The sequence below is a fragment of the Collinsella aerofaciens genome, from assembly GCF_039062315.1.
GTDB classification, from domain to species: Bacteria; Actinomycetota; Coriobacteriia; order Coriobacteriales; family Coriobacteriaceae; genus Collinsella; species Collinsella aerofaciens_BG.
Window position 1 is genome coordinate 1 of sequence record NZ_JBCJBG010000023.1, and the last position, 23103, is coordinate 23103.

At 60.4% G+C, this 23103-nt stretch carries 18 protein-coding genes; 11 read left to right on the top strand and 7 right to left on the bottom strand.

The genetic code is table 11. From position 1 onward, the window contains the following. Positions 1 to 110: 110 nt before the first annotated feature. From ABCP74_RS08865 to ABCP74_RS08885, 5 genes are all read right to left on the bottom strand, one after another. Positions 111 to 920: a gamma-glutamyl-gamma-aminobutyrate hydrolase family protein gene (locus tag ABCP74_RS08865; RefSeq protein ID WP_343001586.1), complete on the bottom strand. Its 810-nt coding sequence runs from the start codon at positions 918 to 920 to the stop codon at positions 111 to 113. Positions 921 to 1007: 87 nt separating this feature from the next. Continuing rightward, a complete protein-coding gene (locus tag ABCP74_RS08870; protein ID WP_343001587.1) occupies positions 1008 to 1772 on the bottom strand; it encodes an amino acid ABC transporter ATP-binding protein in 765 nt (254 codons plus the stop codon). Between the two features lie 36 nt (positions 1773 to 1808). Continuing rightward, entirely contained in the window at positions 1809 to 2642 is an 834-nt protein-coding gene (locus ABCP74_RS08875) for an amino acid ABC transporter permease (protein WP_343001588.1), read from the bottom strand. After that, positions 2639 to 3298: an amino acid ABC transporter permease gene (locus ABCP74_RS08880; RefSeq protein ID WP_343001589.1), complete on the bottom strand. Its 660-nt coding sequence runs from the start codon at positions 3296 to 3298 to the stop codon at positions 2639 to 2641. Before ABCP74_RS08880 ends, ABCP74_RS08875 begins: the two co-directional genes overlap by 4 nt. Before the next feature lie 138 nt (positions 3299 to 3436). Next, positions 3437 to 4432 carry a glutamate ABC transporter substrate-binding protein gene (locus tag ABCP74_RS08885; protein ID WP_343001590.1) on the bottom strand — a complete coding sequence of 332 codons (996 nt, stop codon included), beginning with the start codon at positions 4430 to 4432 and terminating at the stop codon, positions 3437 to 3439. A 269-nt stretch (positions 4433 to 4701) separates the two neighbouring features. On the opposite strand from ABCP74_RS08885, the gene ABCP74_RS08890 reads away from it, so the two are divergent. After that, positions 4702 to 5904: an iron-containing alcohol dehydrogenase gene (locus ABCP74_RS08890; protein WP_343001591.1), complete on the top strand. Its 1203-nt coding sequence runs from the start codon at positions 4702 to 4704 to the stop codon at positions 5902 to 5904. Positions 5905 to 6112: 208 nt separating this feature from the next. Here ABCP74_RS08890 and ABCP74_RS08895 read toward each other — a convergent pair whose 3' ends face one another. After that, positions 6113 to 7894: a 1-deoxy-D-xylulose-5-phosphate synthase gene (locus ABCP74_RS08895; protein WP_343001592.1), complete on the bottom strand. Its 1782-nt coding sequence runs from the start codon at positions 7892 to 7894 to the stop codon at positions 6113 to 6115. A 228-nt stretch (positions 7895 to 8122) separates the two neighbouring features. On the opposite strand from ABCP74_RS08895, the gene ABCP74_RS08900 reads away from it, so the two are divergent. From ABCP74_RS08900 to ABCP74_RS08945, 10 genes are all read left to right on the top strand, one after another. After that, positions 8123 to 8656: an HD domain-containing protein gene (locus ABCP74_RS08900; RefSeq protein WP_343001593.1), complete on the top strand. Its 534-nt coding sequence runs from the start codon at positions 8123 to 8125 to the stop codon at positions 8654 to 8656. Positions 8657 to 8659: 3 nt separating this feature from the next. Beyond that, complete coding sequence (locus ABCP74_RS08905; protein WP_343001594.1) at positions 8660 to 9679, top strand: putative ABC transporter permease; 1020 nt, start codon at positions 8660 to 8662, stop codon at positions 9677 to 9679. 198 nt (positions 9680 to 9877) lie between these two features. Further along, a complete protein-coding gene (locus ABCP74_RS08910; protein ID WP_343001595.1) occupies positions 9878 to 11155 on the top strand; it encodes an ammonium transporter in 1278 nt (425 codons plus the stop codon). Positions 11156 to 11300: 145 nt separating this feature from the next. After that, complete coding sequence (locus tag ABCP74_RS08915) at positions 11301 to 11639, top strand: P-II family nitrogen regulator (protein WP_117734256.1); 339 nt, start codon at positions 11301 to 11303, stop codon at positions 11637 to 11639. A gap of 74 nt (positions 11640 to 11713) precedes the next feature. Further along, positions 11714 to 12376, top strand: a complete 663-nt coding sequence (locus ABCP74_RS08920; protein WP_343001596.1) for a TetR/AcrR family transcriptional regulator — start codon at positions 11714 to 11716, stop codon at positions 12374 to 12376. A gap of 101 nt (positions 12377 to 12477) precedes the next feature. Next, positions 12478 to 13740, top strand: coding sequence for an MFS transporter (locus ABCP74_RS08925; protein ID WP_343001598.1), 1263 nt, complete (start codon positions 12478 to 12480; stop codon positions 13738 to 13740). Positions 13741 to 13854: 114 nt separating this feature from the next. Beyond that, complete coding sequence (locus ABCP74_RS08930; RefSeq protein WP_343001599.1) at positions 13855 to 14712, top strand: HAD-IIB family hydrolase; 858 nt, start codon at positions 13855 to 13857, stop codon at positions 14710 to 14712. A 120-nt stretch (positions 14713 to 14832) separates the two neighbouring features. After that, entirely contained in the window at positions 14833 to 15543 is a 711-nt protein-coding gene (locus ABCP74_RS08935) for a TetR/AcrR family transcriptional regulator (RefSeq protein ID WP_343001600.1), read from the top strand. Positions 15544 to 15554: 11 nt separating this feature from the next. Further along, positions 15555 to 20336 (top strand): acyl-CoA dehydratase activase-related protein, encoded by a 4782-nt coding sequence (locus tag ABCP74_RS08940; RefSeq protein WP_343001601.1) that lies wholly within the window; start codon positions 15555 to 15557, stop codon positions 20334 to 20336. A 496-nt stretch (positions 20337 to 20832) separates the two neighbouring features. Further along, positions 20833 to 21282 carry a hypothetical protein gene (locus ABCP74_RS08945; protein ID WP_343001602.1) on the top strand — a complete coding sequence of 150 codons (450 nt, stop codon included), beginning with the start codon at positions 20833 to 20835 and terminating at the stop codon, positions 21280 to 21282. A 125-nt stretch (positions 21283 to 21407) separates the two neighbouring features. On the opposite strand, the gene ABCP74_RS08950 is transcribed toward ABCP74_RS08945, so the two are convergent. Then, positions 21408 to 22547, bottom strand: a complete 1140-nt coding sequence (locus ABCP74_RS08950) for a DUF389 domain-containing protein (RefSeq protein WP_343001603.1) — start codon at positions 22545 to 22547, stop codon at positions 21408 to 21410. Positions 22548 to 23103: the final 556 nt, after the last annotated feature.

Sequence of the window (23103 nt, forward strand, 5' to 3'; positions counted from 1 at the left end):
GCTTGGCGTCAGCATGCCGCGATTCGGTCGCACGGAGAGCATTTCCCAATTGACAAAACTATAGGAACACCCCCCTGGTTTAGGAGGCTTTAACTTGTGTGGCTTGCGAGCTAGCGGGCCTGCTTGACCTTTGCCGCCGCCTCGACAAACGACTTCCACAGGTTAAAGTCGGTCTCGAGCGTCTTCCACGTGTACTCAGGGTGCCATTGCACGCCTAGACAGAATGGCTGGCCTTCGACTTCGATGCACTCGGGAACGCCGTCGGTTGCCTTGGCGACCAAGCGCGTGCTTTTACCCAGACGATCGACGCAGCAGTGGTGTGCCGAGTTGGTCTGGATCAGCCTGTGCCCGCCAACCGCGCGCTCCAGCAGCGAGCCCGGCACGACCTCGACGGGGTGCACGGGATCGTTGAGCACGTGGGTATGGCGCCACTGCGTGCGGCCCTCGCGCGCACCCAGGCTCGGCACGTCCATGCACAGGGTGCCGCCGGTGGCGACATTGAGCAGCTGCGTGCCTCGGCAGGTGGTAAAGAGCGGCTTCTTGGCGCGAAGCACCTCGTTAACCAGCTTAAACTCAAAACGGTCGCGAATCTCGCAGCACAGCGTGGGGTCGTAAGGACGCTCGTCGCCCCAGCGTTTGGGGTTGACGTCCGGGCCGCCGGGAATAGCGATACCGTCAGCGATTTCCACGTAATGACGGATAACATCGACGTCTTCGGTAATAGACATCTGCAGCGGCAGGCCACCGGCGGCAAGGATGGCATCGACAAAGACACTTGCGATTTCCTCGTTGGGGGAGAGGGTCTCGCTCAAAAACGGTTTTGCCTCTTCCCAACGCGGCGCGACGAGGATGAGCGGACGGTCGGCGGGGGTAACGTCGACGTGCGGGGTATAGGACGAGGAAGTACGTGTTCCGATCATGGGTGCGGCTTTCGAATCCGGGTGGACATGGCATAGGGGTGGCGCGGGACAAACGCTGGTGATGAATTTGCCCGCGTGGCAATTGAGCTAGTGGCCCTTGATGGAGTTGAGGAAGTCCTGGGCGCGCTTGGTCTGGGGGTGGTCGAAGAACTCGTCGGGCGTGCCGGTCTCCACGATCTGGCCGTCGGCCATAAAGATGACGCGGTCGGCCACGCGGCGGGCAAAGTTCATCTCGTGGGTGATGACGATCATCGTCATGCCCCGCTGCGCCAGACGGACCATGACCTCGAGCACCTCGTTGATCATCTCGGGGTCAAGGGCGCTCGTGGGCTCGTCAAAAAGCATGGCCTTGGGTTGCATAGCAAGTGAACGGGCGATGGCCACGCGCTGCTGCTGGCCGCCCGAAAGCTGTGCGGGCACCTTGTCGGCCTGCTCGGCCACGCCCACGCGACTCAGCAGGTCCATGGCGCGCTCACGAGCTTCCTCCTTGGACACGCCCAGCACGTCGACCGGCCCCAGCATGACGTTCTGCAGTACGGTCATATGTGCGAACAGGTTGAACTGCTGAAACACCATGCCCAGCTCGGCGCGCATGCGGGCAAGATCCTTGCCTTCTTGCGGCAGGGGCTCGCCCTCGATGAGGATCTCGCCCGAGTCGATGGTCTCCAAGCGGTTGATGGTGCGGCACATGGTCGACTTGCCCGAGCCCGAGGGGCCGATCACAACGACGACCTCGCCGCGATCGACTGACAGATTGATGTCGTTGAGAACGTGCAGGTCGCCATAGTGCTTATCGACGTGCTTGAGCTCAATCAGCGGCTGATTGCCGGTAGAAGAAGTGCTCTGTGCCATGGTACTCGGCTCCTTATGACTCGAAATGGTAAAGCGTTAGCGGATGATGGTCGCGCCGGTCTTGTGCGAAACGTAGACAGCAGCCTTGTTAATCGCGACGTTGATGAGGATATAGATGACCGCGATTACCAGGTAGACCGACACGAGAGCGTCGTAGTTGGTAATGAGCACGCGGGCGTTTTGCATGAGGTCGGGGTAGCTCACCACGTAGGCGACGGTGGTGTCTTTGACTACGACCACGAGCTGTGAAATCAACGACGGAATGATAAATCGAATAGCCTGCGGCAATACGATTTTAAAGGTGATTTTAGCCTTGGAGAGACCGAGCGCCTGGGCCGCCTCGACCTGCCCGCGCGGTACGGCGTTGACGCCGGCGCGGAAAATCTCGGCAAGTACGCCGGCTGCAGCGAGCGCGACGGGAAGCGTGAGCATCCAAAACGACGGCAGCGCGATCTTGTACTGAGGCAGCACCAAAAAGAAGAAGTAGATGAACAGCAGACTCGGCACGCCGCGGAAGAAATCGGTGAGCACGCGGCAGACCAGCTGCAGCGGCTTAATGTCGCTGGTACGGCCGAGCATAAGGGCTAAGCCCAGCACCAGCGCGATGGCGCCAGCGGTGAGTGCGACTTTAACGGTGCCTTCAAAGCCGGCAAGTAAGAACTTCCAGGTGGTGAGGTGCGTAAAGAAATACCAGTAGTGGACCGAAAGCTGACCGGTCACATAAAAGCGCTGCAGTACAAGGACGGCGAGTGCGGCCACGGCAACAAGCGAGATGGCGGTGCCGATGCGAATCTTGGCGCGCATCTTGGGGCCGGGAGCCTCGTAGAGCGCATCGCGCATGGTGAGCGCGGAGGTGGGGTGCTTGCTCATCGGAGGATCCTCACCTTCTTATCGATGTAGTTGCCAACGTGGCTCACCACAAAGGCCGTTCCCAGGTAGCCGAGCGCCGAGATAAAGAACGCAGCGACGCCACCGAGCGAGCGCGTGTTGATGTAGCTGACCACACCGGTGAGCTCCTGCGGCTTAAGCGGTACCTGACTGCCGAGCGCGGTGGTAAGCATGACGGCGATAAAGAGGTTGGTCATGGGTAATACGCTCGAGCGCAGCGCCTGCGGAATCACGATCTTGGCGAGGATACGGCTGAAGCTCATACCGAGCGAACGTGCAGCTTCGACCTGGCCGACGCCGACGGTGTTGATGCCGCTCATAAAGTTTTCGGAACCAAAGGCCGAGCCCAAAAGGACCGTGGCGACGATAACGCAGGTGCGGTAGGGCAGGACGACCTTGAGCGGCGGCAGCGCATAGACGACGATGATAAGCAGCGCGATGCCGGGGATGTTACGGAAGACCTGGACATACAGGTCGCCAAAGACGCGCAGCGGCTTGAGCGGCGACACACGCATCACGGTGACGGCGACGGCCAGCACCATGGCGATGGCAAACGACTCAAGCGTCATGCCCCAGGTTGCGAGCAGCGCGTCGATATAGTTCTGGCCATAGAGCGACCAGAGTTCGGAGAGACTCATGCGGACCTCCCGCCGATAAGGAAAGGGGCTCCCGTGTGTACGGAAGCCCCGACAACTTAGTAAGGAAACAGTTTATCGCAATAAAGCGCATCGTGCGTTTCCATATGGTTTCGTTGCGGCCGTTACCAGGCTCGTTGCCTAGGCGCCGATCTCGGGCAGCTCGGGGACATTGGTGTCGCCCGTGCGGTCGCCAATGCAGATCTGCCACAGCTCGGTCCAGGTGCCATCGTCCTCGATCTTCTTAAGGAAGTCGTTGACAAAGGCGACGCCGTCGGAATCGAGCGGCAGGCCGATGCCATAGGGCTCCTTGCTGCCGAAGGGCTTGCCGGCGATCTTGTACTTACCGGGCTCGCGAACCAGGGCGCTCTGCTGCATGTTGTTATCGATGACGTAGGCGTCAACGCGGCCCTGCTGGAGTGCCTGGCGGGCCTCCTCGTCGGTCTTGAACTCCTGCTGGCTGGCCTTGGGAGCGAACTCCTCAAGGATGGCGGGGCCGTTGGAGCCGGACTGGACGGCGACGTTCTTGTCGGCCAGGTCGTCGACGCTCTTAATGTCGTCGTTATCGGCGAGCACCAGGATGGCCTGCTGGGTGTAGTAGTAGGGACCGGCAAAGGATACGAGCTTCTTGCGCTCGTCAGTGATGGTGTAGGTGGCAAAGACAGCGTCGACCTGGCCGTTCTGCAGGACGGACTCGCGCGTGTCCGAGGTCACCTGGGTGATCTCGACCTTGTTCTCGCCCAGGATGTAGTTGGACAGGAGCTGTGCGATACCGGCGTCGAAGCCGCGGGTCTGACCGTCTTTCTCGTTGAGGAGGGAGAAGAGCGTAGAGGTCTGAACGCCACCGATCTTAAAGACGCCGGCGTCCTTGACGGCCGTGGCCCAGGTGCTGGCGGCGATGGCGTCGTCATCGGCCTTGGGGCCGTTGTCGACGAGCTTGTCGAATGCCTTAGCGTCGAGCGTGGTGGAAGTCTCGGTATCCTCGGAGCCCTTGGAGGAGCCGGCGGCGGAACCCTTGTCGGCCTCGGCGCTGGTGTCGGAGCAGCCGGCAAGACCAAGGCCGGCGACGGTTGCGAAGGTGGCGGCGACAAAGCCGCGGCGGTCGAGAACGACCTGCTGGGAGAGGTTCTTGCTCATGGTAGAACACCTTTCTCAATAAAATCCCTAGCGGTTGAGTAGAGTTATACCCTATCGCGCTCAAATGGGTCAACACGAAATAACTCAGAAACATACTTACCTTATGGGTTATTCTACCTGCCAAAAAGGGACAGGTTTATTTTGGCAGGTTTTATCTGGGTAAACGCCGATTATTACGGCTGAGATAGCGTTTTGCGGATGGCATGATCGCTCGCGGCGGTCGCTATAATGGCGGCAACGCGACACGTATATAAGTAAGGAGATCGCGTATGAACGGCTATTCGTTTTTCGCACCGACCAAGGTGTTGTTTGGCGCGGGCAAGCTGAGCGAGCTGGGCGCGCAGAAGCTGCCCGGCACCAAAGCGCTCATCGTTACGACCGGCGGCAACTCGGTCAAGCGCTTTGGATACCTGAGACGCGTGGAGGCCGAGCTCGAACGCGCCGGCGTGACGCATGAGCTGTTCGATCGCATTGAGCCCAATCCCCTGCGCGAGACCGTCAACGCAGGTGGCTGGATGGCGCGCGCCCATGGCTGCGACTTTGTCCTGGCGCTCGGCGGCGGCTCGGTCATGGACGGCAGCAAGGGCATCTGCGCGGTGGCGGCCAACCCGCATACCGATGCCGATGGTAACGAATGCCCTGGTGACATCTGGGATTTTGTAAATGGCGGTACTGCGCTCGGCCTGCCGATCCCCAACGATCCGCTGCCGCTTGTTTGCGTAACCACCACGGCGGGTACCGGCTCCGAGGTCGATGCGGGCGGTGTCCTGTCCTGCGAGGACAATGACGAGAAGCTTCGCCTGGGCGATCCGCGCCTGTTTCCGGTGCTTTCGATCGTTGATTCCGAGCTCATGGTGAGCGTTCCGGCACGTCTGACCGCTTATCAGGGATTCGACGCCCTGTTCCATTGCGTTGAGTGCTACATCTCAAATACCAACACGCCCATGGGTGACATGGTTTGCCGCGAAGGCATTCGCCGTGCCGCTGCGGCGCTGCCTACGTGCGTCGATAATGGCGATGACCTGGAGGCGCGCTCGAGCCTTGCGTTTGCCAACACGCTCGGCGGTTACGCCATGGATGCCTCGGGCACCACGGGCTCGCATGGCCTTGAGCACGGCATGAGTGCGCATCATCATGACCTGCCGCACGGCGCGGGCCTCATTATGATCGCCCGTGCTTATCACACGTGGATGATCGATCACGGTGCCGCACCCGAGCGCTATATCGACATGGCGCGCCTGATGGGCAATGCTACCGCCAGCGATCCGCACGATTTTGTGACTGAGCTAACGCGCCTGATGGAGGCCTGCCATGTGGCAGACCTCGCTATGAGCGAGTGGGGGATTACGGTCGAAGAGCTGCCAGCCATCGCGCACAACGCTCTGACGACCAACGGCGTCCTGTTCAGCCACGACCCCGTGACGCTGACCGACCCCGACGTCGTCGAAATCCTCAAGCAAAGCTATCGATAATTGCCTTGCTGCTTTGTCTCAATCTGTAACATCTGCAGCCATTTTTGCCGAGTAACTGTTACAGATCGAGATTTTCTCCTTAGGGGGATTTGAATGTCTCGATCTGTAACAGTTAGACGGAAATTCGGGCCCTAGATGTTACAGATTGAGATAATCGCGTCGCGAAAATAAAAACCTCCGCAGGGATGCTTCCCTTGCGGAGGTTTTCTTACTCGTTGAGTAGCCTTGCAGCTTCGGCGGCCATGTTCTCGACCGTCATGCCATTCTGCGCGAGCAACTCATTGGGGTCGTAGCGGTCGGGGAAGCCCTTGGCGATGCCGAAGGTGCGTGTGCGCAACGGCGTGCATGCCAGATAACATGCCACGCGCTCGCCCCAGCCGCCGTCCAAGATGCCGTCCTCGAGGGTGACGACGACGCGATGCTCGGCGGCAAGGCCGTCGAGGAACTCATGGTCAAGCTCGGTTGCAAAGCGAGGGTTGACGAGCGTGGCCTCGATGCCGTACTCGGCAGCCAAGCGGTTTGCCACGCGTTCGCCCAGCTCAAAGAAATCGCCGAGCGCGAGCACGGCAACGTCGTGACCCTGGCGCACCACGTTGTAGCGAACGGCGCTGTAGTCGGTGTCTTCAGCGGGCGCCAGATTGGGGCGGCTTACCAGGCCAATGCCCGGCACGCGGATCGCCGCGGGATGCTCGCGGTGGTCGAGCGACCAGCTCAGCATGGACAGGTATTCCTCCATGCAGGCCGGCGCTAAGTAGCGCATGTTGGGAAGAGCGCCCAGCATGGAAATATCGAAGAACGAGAGGTGGGTCTCGGATGTGGTGCCAAAGATCGATGCGCCAAACACCAGGATGGTTGCCGGGGCGTCGTTGAGGCACAGGTCGTGCCACAACTCGTCGTAGGCACGCTGCAAAAACGTGCCGTACACACCAAAGACTGGCTTGGCACCCGAGCGCGCAAGCGCGGTGGCAAAGGTCACGGCGTGTTCCTCGGCAATGCCCACATCGACGAACTGTTTGCCGGCGGCAGCGCGAAGCTCGGGTGTAAAGCCCATGATGTAGGGCGTGGCGGCCGTGATGCCCACGACCTGCGGATCGCGCTCGATGGCGGCGCTGAGCGCCTCGCCCGTAATGTCGGCATAGGTGCGCGGCGCAGGCTCGCTTGGATGGCCCGGGCAGAGCTTGCGGCCGGTCGCCATGTCAAACGGACCCACGTGGTGCCAGCGCTCGGGGTCGCTCTGGGCCGGCTCAAAGCCCTTGCCCTTGGCGGTGGAGACGTGCAGCACGATGGGATGATCGATATTGCGCAGTTCCTGCAACGCATCAACGAGGGCCAACACATCGTTACCGGCGTCCAGGTAGCGGTAGTCGAGCCCCATCGCGCGGAAAACGTTGCGCTCGCAGGTGCCGTTGCTGGCGCGCAGCTCGGCCAGATTGCGATAGAGGCCACCGTGGTTCTCGGCGATGGACTGGTCGTTGTCATTGACGATGATGATCAGGTTGCTGTCGAGCTCGGCGGCGTTGTTAAAGCCCTCAAACGCCAAGCCGCCCGAAAGCGAGCCGTCGCCAATGATGGTGATGACGTTGTATGCATCTCCCGCCAGGTCGCGCGCGTGGGCAAGGCCGCAGCCTAGGCTCACCGATGTGGAGGTGTGGCCCATGGCAAACAGGTCGTGCTCGGACTCGTCGGGATTGGCAAAGCCAGAAGCCTCACCATAACGCTCCGGATCGATATAGGTGTACGCGCGCCCCGTCAGCGCCTTGTGGGCGTAGGTCTGGTGCGAAACGTCAAAGACAATCTTGTCGATGGGGGAGTTAAACACGCGATGAAGCGCAACCGTAAGCTCAACGACGCCCAAGTTGGGGGCAACGTGCCCGCCGACGGCGGCGGAGCTTTCGAGGATTGCCTGACGGATCTCGCCGCAGAGCAGCGGAAGCTCGGCGCGGTCGAGAGCCTTGACGTCCTCGGGCGTTGTCGTTTGCGTAAGCAGCATCGTTGTGGGTTACTCCATGCGAATCGTGCGCCGGCGCTCCCTCGGCCGGCACAATTGCACAAGACAGTCTCGCACATTTTGGCGTTTGATATGTGACGGCGGCGCGGTAATTCGCCAACTGGTGGGGCAAAACGTTTTGTCCGATGCCATACTGATGTGTTCCATGATGTTTTTATCGATTGTGCACAGGCTGTGGCTTGTCGCCGTGAGTCGCTGGAAGGAGGCAGCATGTCCGATGTCGTTCGTGCCGAGAAAATCGCGTGCGAAGTAGACCATGCTGCCCGTCAACTGGCACAGGCGGGCCGTCTGGACCTGACGCACGAGTTCATCCAGCATGGCGACGTGACGGTCTATGCACATGTGACCTCGGTAGCGCGGACAAGCTTGTCCCTTGCCGAGCGCTTGGGCCGTGCTGGCATCTCGGTCGACCGCGGCTCGCTGCTGCGCGGGGCTCTGCTGCACGATTACTTTCTCTATGACTGGCACGATTCCGATCCAAGCCATCGGCTGCATGGCTTTCGCCACCCGTTTTTTGCCCTGGCACGTGCGGAGGAAGATTTTGAGCTGACGCCGCGCGAGCGGAATATTATCGTGCGGCATATGTTTCCGCTGGTGCCAGTGCCGCCGACGTGTCGTGAGGCTTGGATTGTATGCCTGGCAGATAAATGGTGCGCGCTGCGCGAGACGGTCTCCGGCCGTCTACCGCGCAAAGGCGGCGCGAACGATTCGAACGAGGGCTCGAACGAAAAGAGGAGAGGGTAGACGGTGGGAACCGCGATTGATATGGCATTTGACGGCGCGACGCTTGCCGCCTGTCCGCTCTCGGCGCTGGTGCTCTCGTTTGCCTTCTACGGTTTTTGCGGCTGGGCGTGGGAGTCGACAGTCTGCGCCATGCTCAATCACGGACGATTTGCTAACAGCGGATTTTTGCTGGGGCCGTGTTGTCCTATCTATGGTGTGGGCGGCATAGCCTGCTGGCTTTTGCTGCGCGGGATTCCGGATGCCTCGAGCCAGTTTGTCGCTGCGGCGCTTGTCTGCAGCGTAATCGAGTACGGTGTGGGCCTTCTATTGGAAAAAACAACAGGCGCGCGCTTTTGGGATTACTCGCACCTACCGTTTAACCTGCATGGACGTATCTGCCTGTACTGGGCTTGCGCGTTTGGCCTGGGTGCGCTGTGCATTTGCCGTTTAGTGGAGCCGGCATTGCTGGGGCTGCTTGGCCATCTGCCGGTGCTGATTGTGCGGCTGTCCGCCTTTATCGCCGCGGTCGCGATGATGGTCGACGCGGTGTGCTCTTTGGCCAGCTGGCGTCGCCTGTCCGATCAGCTGGAGCGTGTGCGCGCCGACCTTGCCGACCGCATCAACGAGTCGCTTGCCGATGCCTCGGACTCAATGCTCGAGCGCATTCCCGATTCGACGATTGACTCGGTGACACAGACGCATATCCGTAGCCGTGCCGTTAACGCATGGCTGGCCGAGCTTGGCGACGCCGCGCTCGATGCCCTGCGCGAGAAGGCTTCGATGCCGACGTTTATCGCGGATGGTGCTCGCGGCCTGGCGCTCGCTGCCCGCCGCGTGGCCGATGCCGCGCCGAGCATGCCGCGTCCGTCGCTCAGTCGTCGCCTTGCCGGCAAGCGCATGAGCCGTCCGGTGCCGAGTGTGTCACTCAGCCGCCGCGACCTACGCTTCTTTAACGCCTTCCCGCGCTTGCGCATCAATCGCTACGAAGGTGTCATTCGAGCAACTAATCTCCGCGACCGCGCCCACGAGCTGTTTCGGCACTAGCCGGGACGGGCGCGCTCACGGCTCCCTTGCTCGCGTATTTCCCGTTCGTTTCGCGCCCGTTGTCGTGCCGTTTCCAAGATTGCGGCACCGTTTCCATTCGACAACGCAGCGTTTAACAACGCCGTATCTGGTCTACACCAGTTGCCCCTCGGCCGCATTATGGGCGCCGACAACGTTTATGCGATCAAGGGGGAGCGAATGTACGATACGGGATCGACAACGTTTATGCTCATCTGCACCATGCTCGTGTTTTTAATGACACCGGGTCTGGCGTTTTTCTATGGCGGCCTGTCCAGGCGCAAAAATGTCATCAACACCATGCTCATGTGCTTTGGCGCCATTGGTCTGGTTGGTGTGCTGTGGATTGTTGCCGGCTGGTCGCTGGCCTACGGCGGTGACGGTTCCAGCCCGTTTATTGGAGGCCTTGACCAGCTGCTGTGCCTGCCGGTGCTCGGCCAGGTGCTGCAAGCGGCCGAGGGCAATGCTGCGGACGGTGCCGTCTACCCTCAGATCATCAACATCGCCTTCCAGATGGCGTTTGCCATGATCACGGCAGCTATCGTCACGGGTAGCCTGGCCGGCCGCGTTAAGTTTGGTGCCATGACGGCCTTCCTGGGCATTTGGCTGCTCGTGGTCTATGCGCCGCTCGCCCACATGGTCTGGGGCGGCGATGGCTCTTTTATCGGCGACATCATCGGCGCGCTCGACTTTGCCGGCGGCGACGTGGTACACATTTCGTCCGGTCTTACCGGCCTGATTCTCTGCTTAATGCTCGGCCGTCGTCGCGGCTTTGGCATGGTGAGCTACCGTCCGCATAACGTGCCGTTTGTGGCGCTGGGCGCCGGCCTGCTTTGGTTTGGCTGGTTTGGCTTTAACGGCGGCAGCGAGTTTAAGGCCGACGCCGTGGCGGCGCTCGCCATCCTCAACACTGTGACGGCCAGCGCGGCGGGTATGGTCTCGTGGCTCGCCGTTGAGCGCGTGCACACCGGTCGACCCACGCTGGTGGGCGCCAGCACCGGTCTGGTTGCGGGCCTTGTGGTGGTCACGCCGGGCGCGGGCTTTGTCGAGCCGTGGGCGGCGCTGGTTATGGGCTTGATCGTATCGCCTGTCTGCTACCTGGCCATCAGCCATCTTAAGACCAAGTTCGGCTACGACGATGCGCTCGACGCGTTTGGCTGCCACGGCATCGGCGGCATCTTGGGCGGCGTGCTCACGGGCCTGTTCTGCGTTCCGGAGCTCTCGTGGACCGGTAAGGGTGGTCTGTTCTACACGGGCGACGTGTCGCTGCTCATCTCGCAGATTTTGGGCATTGTGGTGACGGTCGCTATTGTGCTGGTGCTCGATTTGGTGATCGCCGCGGTGGTCAAGGCGCTGTTCCACGGCAGCCTGCGTGTGGACGAGACAGACGAGGCGCTGGGCCTGGATGCGAGTCAACACGGCGAGAGCGCATATCCCTCCTTCTCGGGACTTGACTAGCGGCTTCCCCAGCCACCGCACCTTGCCGTTCAATCGTCGCTCACGTACTTAAGTACGCTTCGCTTCTCTTTCACGGCAATCTGCGGCACCTGGGAAACCCGCGTCTCATGTAAAGGGATACGTTGATTATTGAGAGGAATTCATTATGAAAAAGATCACGGCGATCGTTCGTGCCGAGAAGCTTGAGGTTCTTAAAGACGCGCTGTTTGCTGCCGATGTTCGTGGCATGACTATCAACCAGGTACAGGGCTGCGGCGCGCAGCATGGCTGGAAGGAATACGTGCGCGGCAACGAGCTGCTTGTCAACACGATCCCTAAGGTGCAGTTCACCCTCATCTGCGCCGATGAACATGTCGACGGCATTGTCGAGATTATCTGCAACGCCGCTCGCACCGGTGCCGTTGGAGACGGCAAGATTTGGGTCGAGCCGGTCGAGGAAGTCATCCGCATCCGCACCGGCGAACACGGCCCCGCCGCGGTGTAGAATCGACCGCCTGCCATCCGTAACGTTAAAATGCTGCAATGAGACACAAGGTTTGCGTTGCGGATGGACGGATTATGGGTCGTAATAAATATCCCGAGGAGACGGTCGCGAAGATCCTCGACGCGGCGCTGGAGCTATTCTGCGCGCAGGGTTATGAGGGGACGAGCATTCAAGACATCGTCGACCGCCTCGATGGTATGACCAAGGGTGCTGTCTATCATCACTTTAAGAGCAAAGAGGAGATTTTCAACGCCGCATTTGATCGGGCAACGGCTCCGATTGCTGAGCACCGTCGCGCGACACTCGGTGCTGGCAATATGACGGGAGCTCAAAAGCTCAAACGACTTTATGCGCCCGAGTCCGTCGTTCCGCAAATCGAGCTATGGGCTCGCATGCATCCTGCGGCAGATCCGGTAAAAAGCTCGCGGCTGCTGGCGATGCAGTACCAAGGTTCGTTTGACGAGTCGGCCGATGGCAATCTCTTGCCAGTAATCGAGGAGGGCATCGCCGACGGCTCCATTGCGTGCGAATGCCCGCGCGAAGCAGCGGAGGCCGTATCGTTGTTAGCGAATCTTTGGCTGCTGCCATTGTTCCGTCCGCTCGAGCCCAAGGAGCGAATGCTTGCTCGCGCACAATGTTTGGCGCAGATGGCGGCCGCGGTGGGGCTTGATTTGGGTAATGAAGTGTTCCAGACAACGGCCCAGATTTGGGACGTATGGAACCGTGCCGGGTGGTAATATAGATACCAACGGTATGTAATTGATTTGTGAGGGTAGCCACGGCTGCCCTTTTCAAGTCATTAAATACATACTAACAGTATGTATTTGGGGGCAGGCTTATGGCTGGGATGCGAAGAATTAGCGTTTCATTGGCGCCAAAAACAGTGCGATCTATCAGGCTATTTGGTCTTCTTGTTGCACAGCTGTGTGCGTATTCGATGCTGTCGGCACTGTGCTTTGCGTGCCCGCTTTACTTGTTCGATTGCAGCGGCTCCTCAACGTTATATGGCGCCGTCGCGGCGATAGCGTTCATACCGGGCGTGCTCGCAACTCCGGTTGGCGGGATTTTGGCGGATCGGGGAAGACATCGCGGGGTTCTTGTGGTACTCGGCATTGTTCTGATGGCTGCATCACTGCTGTTTATCCCCATGAAGCGTTCGCTGCCTCTTGCGGTTGTCGTGGCAGCAATGCTTTGCGTCCAATATGGCATCCAATCGCTGCTGAAACCGATGCTTCAAATTGAGGCGGTGCGCATGACGGGCCAAGAAAAGGTTGAGCGTGCCACTGCGTTGGTCTCGCAGATAATCATGATGAGCAATATCTTGGGGCCTGTAGTCGGGACGGCAGTCTATGGGTGCTTTGGTATCGATACTCTATGCGAAACCGCGGCGTTGACGTTTACGATTTCAGCCCTGCTGTTCGGGGGCGCACTCAAGCAAAATGCCTCATCTGAAACGATGGGAGACGGCGCGACTCGCACGACACGCCGAAACGATTTTCGGGAGTTGATTCGGTATCTGTCTCAAAACTCATCATTGCTCGTTGTGTTTTTGATTGCGGCTATTTTGAACCTTGCGTTAGTTGGGTTAACGATTGGTGCTCCCGTTATTGTTGCGAAGCATCTCGGAATGCAGTCATCCTTTGTTGGGATTATTGAAGTGGCTATGGGCTTAGGTGGTCTTGTCGGCAGCGGTTTGGTTGGTATTTGGCCGCATCGTTTTTCCTTCAAGGGCATATGTCGATATGTTGCGATGATCTGTTTTGGAGTCGTACCGATTATTGTCACGCTACTGAGCGGTCCTGATGAATTGGCGTTTGCCGCGCTTGCGGCCGGCTCGGCATGGGTCATGGCGTGGGCAAGCATTGCATCGGTCGAAATCGTTTCATTTGTTCAGCGGTCAGCGCCAAAGGAACTCTGCGGAAAAGTGCTGGCACTCGTTTATATGATGCTTTCCTGTGCAACGCCTATTGGCCAATTGGTTTACGGACTCGCATATGATCGATGGACACCGGCGATTGTATTCGCAGGTATGTTGGCGGTGCTGACGTTGACGACGGCGCTGTTTTATCGGCTGAAAAGTCGCTTATGGCGAATGTCTTAAGGCACTGGGGCACCGTGAATTTGTGGAGGCAGTGGCACGTCGCGCCGGGACGCCATTGTTTGGGCGCGCCCGTTCTCGTCTACAATATCGTGCAGACGAAGGAGAGACGTGCCCATGATCAAGATGTTTGCGAGTGACTTAGACGGAACGCTGCTGAACGCCCTGCATGAGGCGGATGGGACCATCCGCCGTGCCATTCGCGAGCTGACCGAGGCTGGCCTGCATGTGGTTCCTGCGACCGGACGCTCGACGCTGCCGATCGGCGAGCATGGCTTTACGGGGCTGGTGCTCGATGCTTGCTGCTCTAACGGATCCATCGTGCGCGACAGCCATGGCGAGGTGCTCAAGACCTGGACTATCGACCCACAGATTACCGAGGAGCTGCTCAAGGAGTTCCCGGACATTTGCTTTGATTGCTCCACGCCCGATGGCATGTTTTCGAGCGGATCGTTCGAGATGCATCAGGCGGGCTTTAAAAAGGACAGCCCCATCAAGCGTATTGTGATGCGCGGCATGCGTGCACGTGGCGGGTATCACGAGGAGCAGTATTTCGATCAGTCGATCGGCGATATCTTGCGTCACGATGTATGCAAGATCAATTGTCGCGTGACCTCGCTCGAGCTGGAGCGCGACCTTAAGGCATATTTGGCCGAGCGATCGGACCGCGTGGTCAACGCGCCGTTTGATCCGGTGATGTTTGAGATCACGGACGTGGCATGTAACAAGGGCGAGAGTGTGGCCTGGCTGGCGGGCTACTACGGCATTGCCGAGGACGAGGTCGCGGTTTACGGCGACGGTGGCAACGACATTGCCATGCTCAAACGTTTCCGCCACAGCTACGCGACCAAAAACGGCAGCGATGCCGCCAAGGCCGCTGCGAGTGCAACTATCGGTAGCTGCATGGTCCACGCCGTCCCCAAACACATGCTCGCCACCATGCGCAAGCAAAACTCCCGCACCGTCATCGAATAATGTGACAAAGGGACGCCCCTTTGTCACGCCCAAAATATTGCCTTTACGTGTTGATGCACACGGTGTGCAATAATACTCGCACTGTGCAATAGCGCACAGGCTGAGTAACAAGGAGGACGCTTGTCCCAGCTCGAGAAATGCGATCGCCGGTCTCTTCGCTCGCAGCGTGCCCTTCGCCAGGCACTTGCCAGCGAGCTTGCCGAAAGCGGCGACCTTTCGCGCATTAACGTCGCGTCGCTCACCGAGCGTGCCGGCCTTACGCGCCGCACGTTCTATTCGCACTACCGCGATATCCCCGACTTTATCAGCCAGATCGAGGACGGCCTGCTTGCCGAGATTCGTGAGCGGGTGGAGCTTATCACCGCAGCTCAATTGCCCGATCTTTACCGCAACATCGACGAGCTCGAGCCGGCACCCGGTTCGGTTGAGCTGCTTCGCTATCTTGCGGCTAATCGCGACCTTATCGGGGCCCTGCTGGGCCCGGGCGGCGACCCCGCCTTTATTAAAAAGATCATCGATACCGCACGCGAGGCTGTGGTGCCGCGTGCACAGACGGGCATTTTGGGCTTGGCGCTGGGCACCTTCTTTGACTACTACGTCACCTATGTCGTAAGTGCCGAGGTCGGCATGATCCAACGTTGGTTTGAGCGTGACCTTTCCGAATCGCCTGAGACCATGGCGCGCATCATGACGGTTATCGCCTTTGTGCGCCCCGGCGACCTGTATGGCCAACCCATCGATATCAACGTGCCGGAATACGGCATAAAGCTATTGAATCTGCAGCTCGAGGACGCGGTCGACACCACCGCAACCGTCGAGTCCAACAACTAAGAGGAGAGACAATGAGCAAACTCGTCGAGGGCATTAAAGACCGTGTGGTCGCTGCCGCACGCGAGGCTGCGCCCGCCGTGGTGGACGCCGCGCAGAAGGCCGCGACCGCGGCTGCCGAGAAAGTTGCCGAGGCAGTTGCCGATGCCAAGAACGCGGCAGGGGAGATGTCCGTCGCTAGCGAGCCCGCCACCGCCGCTGAGCCCGTAGCCGCCGGCCAGGCCCCCGAAGGTGCGATCTTCAACCCCGAGAACGCTCGTGGCAACCTGCACCTGGGCATCGACGTGGGCTCTACCACCGTTAAGCTCGCTGTGCTCAACGACGACAACCAGATTGTCTACGCCAAGTACCAGCGCCATCACACCGATGTCCGCGCCTGCGCTCGCGACTTGTTCGAGGGTGCCGCGACTGTACTGCCGACGGCCCAGATGACCTGCGCCATCACCGGCTCGGGCGGCCTGCTGCTGTCCCAGTGGCTCGACCTGGAGTTTGTCCAGGAGGTCATCGCCAGCAAGCGTGCCGTCGAGACCCTCATCCCGGCCACCGATGTCGCCATCGAGTTGGGCGGCGAGGACGCCAAGATCATCTACTTCGACAACGGTATCGAGCAGCGCATGAACGGCACCTGCGCCGGCGGCACGGGCGCGTTCATCGACCAGATGGCCACTCTGCTGCACACCGACGCCAGCGGCCTTAACAAACTCGCGGCCAACGCCACCACCATCTATCCCATCGCCAGCCGCTGCGGCGTTTTTGCCAAGACCGACGTGCAGCCGCTGCTCAACGAAGGCGCCCGTCCCGAGGACGTCGCCGCTTCCATCTTCCAGGCCGTCGTGACCCAGACTATCTCGGGCCTGGCGTGCGGCCGTCCCATCCGCGGCAACGTCGCCTTCCTGGGCGGCCCGCTGCAGTATCTCTCCGAGCTGCGCCACCGCTTCTACCTCACGCTTAACCTGGACGAGGAGCACCGCATTGTGCCCCAAAACGCTCACCTGTTTGTGGCGAGCGGCGCCGCCATGGCGCACGAGTCCAACAAGCTCAGCACGTTCCCGCAGCTCATCGAGGCCATCGATGCCCTGGGTGACACGCAGGGTGCCGAGGTCGAGCGCCTGGATCCGCTCTTTGCCACCGACGGGGACTTCGCCGAGTTCAAAACCCGCCACGACCAGGAAGTCGTCCCCAAGGGCAAGCTCGACGGCTACACCGGCCGCGTGTTCATCGGTATCGACGCCGGCTCCACCACCATGAAAGCCGCGCTCGTGGGCGAGGACGGTCAGCTGCTGCACACCTGGTACGGCAACAACAACGGCGACATCCTAGGCACGGCCAAGGTCATCATGGCCGATTTCTACAACCACATCCCCGCGGGCTGCACCATCGGCCACGTGACCACCACGGGCTACGGTGAGGCGCTGCTCATCGAGGCTCTCAAGGCCGACTCCGGCGAGATCGAGACCGTCGCGCACCTGCGCGGCGCCAAGGCGTTCCTGCCCGGCGTCGAGTTCATCCTGGACATTGGCGGCCAGGACATGAAGTGCCTGCGCGTCAAGGACGGCGTGATCGAGCACATCATGCTCAACGAGGCCTGCTCGTCGGGTTGCGGTAGCTTTATCGAGAGCTTCGCCGTGTCTATGAACATGGACGTGCGCGCGTTCGCCGATGCCGCCATCCATGCTAAGGCCCCCGTTGACCTGGGCAGCCGCTGCACGGTCTTTATGAACTCGCGCGTCAAGCAGGCGCAAAAGGAAGGCGCCACGGTGGGCGACATCGCGGCCGGCCTGTCCTATTCCGTCATCAAGAACGCCCTGTTCAAGGTCATTAAGCTGCGCGACCCCAAGGAGATCGGCAGCCAGGTGATCGTTCAAGGCGGCACCTTTATGTCCGACGCCACGCTGCGCGCGTTTGAGCAGCTCACCGGCGTGCATGCCGTACGTCCCGACATCGCCGGCTGCATGGGCGCCTACGGTGCGGCCCTGCTCGCCCGCGATCGCGCCGGTGCCGACGGCACCTCGACCATCCTTTCGGCCGAGGACATCGCGCACCTTACCGTGACGCAAAAGCATGTCCGCTGCGGTCGCTGCTCCAACAACTGCCAGCTCACCGTCAACGATTTTGGCGGCGGTAGGCGCTTCATTACCGGCAACCGCTGCGAGAAGGGCGCCGGCCACAAAAAACAGAAGACCGAGGCCCCCAACCTCTTCAAAAAGAAAAACGAGCTGCTCTTTAACCGCGAGGTGCTGAGCCCCGACGAGGCCCCGCGCGGCACCGTCGGCATCCCGCGCGCGCTCAACATGTACGAGAACTACCCCTTCTGGCATGCGTTCTTTACGCGCCTGGGCTTTAGCGTGCAGCTGTCCGACCAGTCAAGCAAGAAGACCTACCAGGCGGGCATCGAGTCCATGCCGTCCGAGAGCGTGTGCTACCCGGCAAAGATGAGCCACGGCCATGTGATGAACCTCATCGACCGTGACGTCGACTTCATCTGGATGCCGTGCGTGCGCTGGGAGCGCAAGGAGGATCCGACGGCAGGCAACTGCTATAACTGCCCCATCGTCATGAGCTACCCCACGGCGCTGGCGCTCAATATCGACGAGATTCGCGAGCAGAATATCGAGTTCCTGTACCCGTTTGTGCCCTATCACGATAAGACCGAGCTCAAGCGCCGCCTGTACCAGGTGCTCGCCGTCGACCGTGTGGCCGATGCGCAAGCCGGTCGCGGTCGCGTGCGCGGTCCCAAGATCACGCGCTCCGAGGTCGATGCCGCCGTCAACGCTGCCTTTGAGGCCGATGCACGTTTCCACGAGGATATCCAGACCATGGGCGAGGAGGCCCTTAAGTGGGTCGAGGACCACGGTGGCCACGGCATCGTACTCGCCGGCCGTCCTTACCATAACGACCCCGAGATCAACCACGCCCTGCCCGAGCTTATCTCGAGCTTTGGCTTTGCGGTCTTTACCGAGGATTCGCTTGCGCACCTGGTGAAGCCCGAGCGTCCGATTCGCGTCGTCGACCAGTGGATGTACCACAGCCGCCTGTACGCCGTCGCCCGTTTTGTGACGATGCGCAACGACCTGGATCTGATTCAGCTCAACTCTTTCGGCTGCGGTCTGGACGCCCTGACCACCGACCAGGTGCAGGAGATTCTGGAAGCCAGCGGCAAGATCTACACCGTGCTCAAGATCGACGAGGTATCCAACCTGGGTGCCGCGCGCATTCGCATCCGCTCGCTCATGGCCGCGCTTAAGGACCAGGAGGCCGAGCGCCTGGCCGAGGCCACGGCCGCGGGCGAGGCCTACGAGCAGGGTGATGCCGCGCCGGTGGCACCCTCCACAGATGCCCCCGCGTTCGCGAGCCGTAAGTACACATTCGAGGCGCAGCGTGAGAGCGCCTCGACCGCATGGCCCAAGGTGCCCTTTACCGAGCAGATGCGCGACGAGGGCTACACCATCCTGTGCCCGCAGATGGCACCGATCCACTTTGACCTGGTCAAAGAAGTGTTCCGTGGTGCTGGTTACAACTTGGAGCTGCTGCCCTCGACTGACCACGATGCCGTCGAGGCCGGCCTGCGCTATGTGAACAATGACATTTGCTATCCGTCCATTTTGGTGACCGGCCAGATTATGGAGGCCATCGAGAGCGGTCGGTACGACTTGTCCAAGACGGCCGTGGTTATCAGCCAGACCGGCGGCGGCTGCCGCGCCACCAACTACATCGCACTCATCCGCAAAGCCCTGCGTGAGAGCGGCCACCCCGAGATCCCGGTGATCTCGCTTTCGGCCGTGGCGCTCGGCGAGGACAACCCCGGCTTTAAGATTACGCCGGCGCTGCTTAAGCAGGCAGTCTACGCGGTGCTCTTTGGCGACGTGATGATGCAGATGCTCTACCGCTGCCGCCCGTACGAGGCAACGCCCGGTGCCGCCAACGCGCTCTACGAGGAGTACATGGCGCGCGCCCGCAAGCTGGCGCCTAAGTTCAATCGCCACAACTACACCAAGCTGTGCCGCGAGGCCATCCGCGCGTTCGACACCATGCCGCTCGTGGGCGAGGGCACCAAGCCGCGCGTGGGCGTGGTCGGCGAGATTCTGGTCAAGTTCCATCCTACGGCCAACAACCACGTGGTCGATGTCATCGAGCGCGAGGGCTGCGAGGCCGTGGTGCCGGGTCTGCTCGACTTCTTCCTGTACTCCATGAGCAACGCCGAGCTGCAGAAGGATGAGCTGGGAAGCTCTGCTACCACGCGCGCTGGTATGCAGGCGCTCATCAAACTCGTGGACTGGATGCGTACGCCGGTGGAGGAGATGCTCGAAAAGTCCCGCCGCTTTGAGGCGCCCGAGCGCATCGGCACCATGGCCGACAAGGCCCGCACGGTGCTTTCGGTGTGCAACAACATGGGCGAAGGCTGGCTGCTCACGGCCGAGATGCTCGACCTGATTGACCATGGCGCACCTAACATCATCTGCACGCAGCCTTTCGCGTGCCTGCCCAACCACGTGGTGGGCAAGGCCGTGATCAAGGAGCTGCGCCGCCAGCACCCCGAGAGCAACATTGTTGCGGTGGACTACGACCCCGGTGCATCCGAGGTCAACCAGCTCAACCGTATTAAGCTTATGATTAGCGTGGCGAAGGAGAACATGCGCGCCGGCAAGGGCTTTAAGCTCGAGAAGGTGGCACCGCTCGCGATGGACGAGGTCACCGGCCAGATGCGTGCCCACGACGGCTGTGTGAGCTGCGGCTCGGTTGACGAGAGTGCCGTAGCGTCGGTCGCTGAGCGCCTGGGACGCGGCATTAAGAAGTAACTGGCCTGCTTTGGGCTAGATGTGAGGCAAGCGGGTGGTAGCCGTACCGGTTACCACCCGTTTTTGCTGGACATATGTTGCGCAAATGACCTTGCTACAGCCTTCCGTGGGCTTGCCCGATTTTTGGGCCGGTTCGGGCTTTGAGGACAAGTTACTGCAGGCCCAAGGCGATTTTTCGCTCAACGCAGGCCAGCACAGTGTGACCTATCTGCCAAACGACGAGATGATCGCTGCGGACTGCCCATCGCCACCTACGAGATGGAAGCCGAGAAGTACATCTACCGCGTGTACAAGTACGAGCTGTAGGGCCGCGCTTAGGTTTGACCAATGGAGTATGAAAACACGCCGTTCGCCGATGCCCCCTCCGCGAGTGGCAGCCATATGGTTTGATGTTAGAAACATATAGTTGTCGCCAGCCTGCTGGCGACGTTCCCCCTGATATCGGAGGTTCCAGGTATGTTTCGTGCTCCGTTAAACAACTATCGGTTGGGCTAGCATGGGTCGCCGTGCTATTTCGATAGCCCTTGCAGTGGTCTGCCTGGCTGTGCTCCTGGGCGCTACGGGGCTGTTTGCTATAAGCCGAGAAACGTCCTATATGCAGGAATGCGCTTCCGAAGGGTTTGCCATTGACGGTTACTATCGGGACGACAAGACGAGTCGGGAAACCCTGGCCTTTCTTGAAGAGGATAACCATCGGTGGCAACTGGTCGACAAAGACGGCAGCTGCGTTGACGGGCAGTTTAAGCGTACGGATGACCCCAACATCCTGATATTAAAGAAGGAAAACGGCGAAGAATTCGGTACGGTTCACGTTGCGTATATATCGCGCCGGCGCGATCAGGGGCAGATCTACCTAATTAGAAATACTAAGGTGACCCGATTTTATCTTGTGAGCACCGATCCGGCGTTTACGGTGGAGTCTGGCGATGTCGATGCGGACGTCTGATTCACGGCAATAAAACAGCGAGCGGGGCTCGGGTGTGAACTGCACTCCGCAATTTGCTCGTGTCCGTATCGCGTCTGCGCCTCGTCGTAACTTGCGTCCGTGCGAGCATTCATCCCGCGCCGGCATCACTTCACATCGAACTCCACGCGATCGAGCTCGGGCACGTTGAGGTCGATGAGCTTGCGGGCGACGTGGCGGTCGTGCGCCCTGAGCGCCTCGCTTGTCGTCACGTGGGCGACAACCTCGCGCGCGACGATGCCCTCTTCCTCGCCCTCGGCAGCCGAGGTCTCGACGGCGACGGTGTAATCCTTAAAGCCTGGCAGTACCGCCGCAAGCTCGCGCGTGGTTTCGGTGACGCCATAGCCGTCCTGCACGCCGGCCTGCGCCGAGCCAATAGACCCCGCGGTCATAACGATGCAGGGGATGGCAAAGATCACCGTGCCCACAATAATGCGGCGGCGCACCTTGCGTGACAGCTCGTCGACCTCGGCATTTTCCTCGGCGGTCACAATGCCGTCGCCGTTCAGGTCGCGCTTGAGCGGCACACGCAAAAGAAGCAATACGGCTTCGGCCGCCAGCGCGATAAAGACGACGTTGATGCCAAACTCGTAGAGCGCCGAGAGAAACAGCGATCCGCTTGCGATGGCGATGCCGTAGCCTGCTGCGCACAGGGGCGGCATCAGCGCGGTTGCCACGGCCACACCGGCGATGAGCGTGGCGGGTTCCTGGTCGCGCGAGTTGCCCAGGCCACCCGCAAAGCCGCCCGCGAGCGCGACGGCAAGGTCCCACACAGTCGGTGTCGAATTGTCGATGATGGCGGCCGTGGTGGTGCCAAGGGGCGAGAGCTTAAAATACAGTGTGGACGTGATCAGGCAAAAGGCCATCTGTAGAGCCAGGCTGGCAATGGCCTCGACGGTGATCTCGCGGTCGAGCGTGGCGATGCCGTATGCCATGGCAAGGACCGAGCCCATGAGCGGGCAGATGAGCATGGCGCCCACGATGGCGATGTCCGAGTCGATATCGAGGCCGATGCTTGCGATGAGCATGGCGATGATGAGGATACACAGGTGAGAGCCAGTCAGACGCGCCCCGTTTACAAAACGCTTGCGGATCACGTGATAGGGCGCGCGTCCCTCGCGAATGTTGAGCGCGCGCTTTAAAAAGCGACCAGCCTGCTCGGCAGCCTCACGATGGGCGGGGCGGATGCCGTGGCGCCGGTGATGGCGTTCGCGTAATCGCTTGATCTGTTGTTTGTCGAGTTCCATGTCCACCTCGTTCCAGCGCGGTCCGCGCAACGCGCCCGTTGTCCTAACTCTACACCGTGGCGGGCGGGGTGTCTGTTGGATGCGGAATCCGATAGGGCGGATGATGCGGGGGGCAAATGCAAATCACAGGCTCAATTCGATCCCACAAGAATATGATGCACCAGCTCCTACATATGTGACGAAATTGTGAAGCGCGAGAGCGCGAATTTCAAAAAATCCGCTGGTGACCAATGTTGCGCAACAGAATTCAAAAAACAGCTCCTACATTTTGAAGCGTATGGATACATCCGTGTCAAAGGGAGAAAGCCATGGCAAACTACAGTCCACAACACTTTGAGCCTCGGGCTAAGGCCGTCAACGTCAAGGGCGTTGCTAACCGCGCCGTCGCAACCGTTTTGACGGCGGGCCTCATCGCTCAGCCGCTCATGTCGCCGCTGGCGGCAATCGCTGCACCGTCAACCGATAACGGCGATTCTGTTCAGGGGGGTGTTCCTATAGTTTTGTCAATTGGGAAATGCTCTCCGTGCGACCGAATCGCGGCATGCTGACGCCAAGC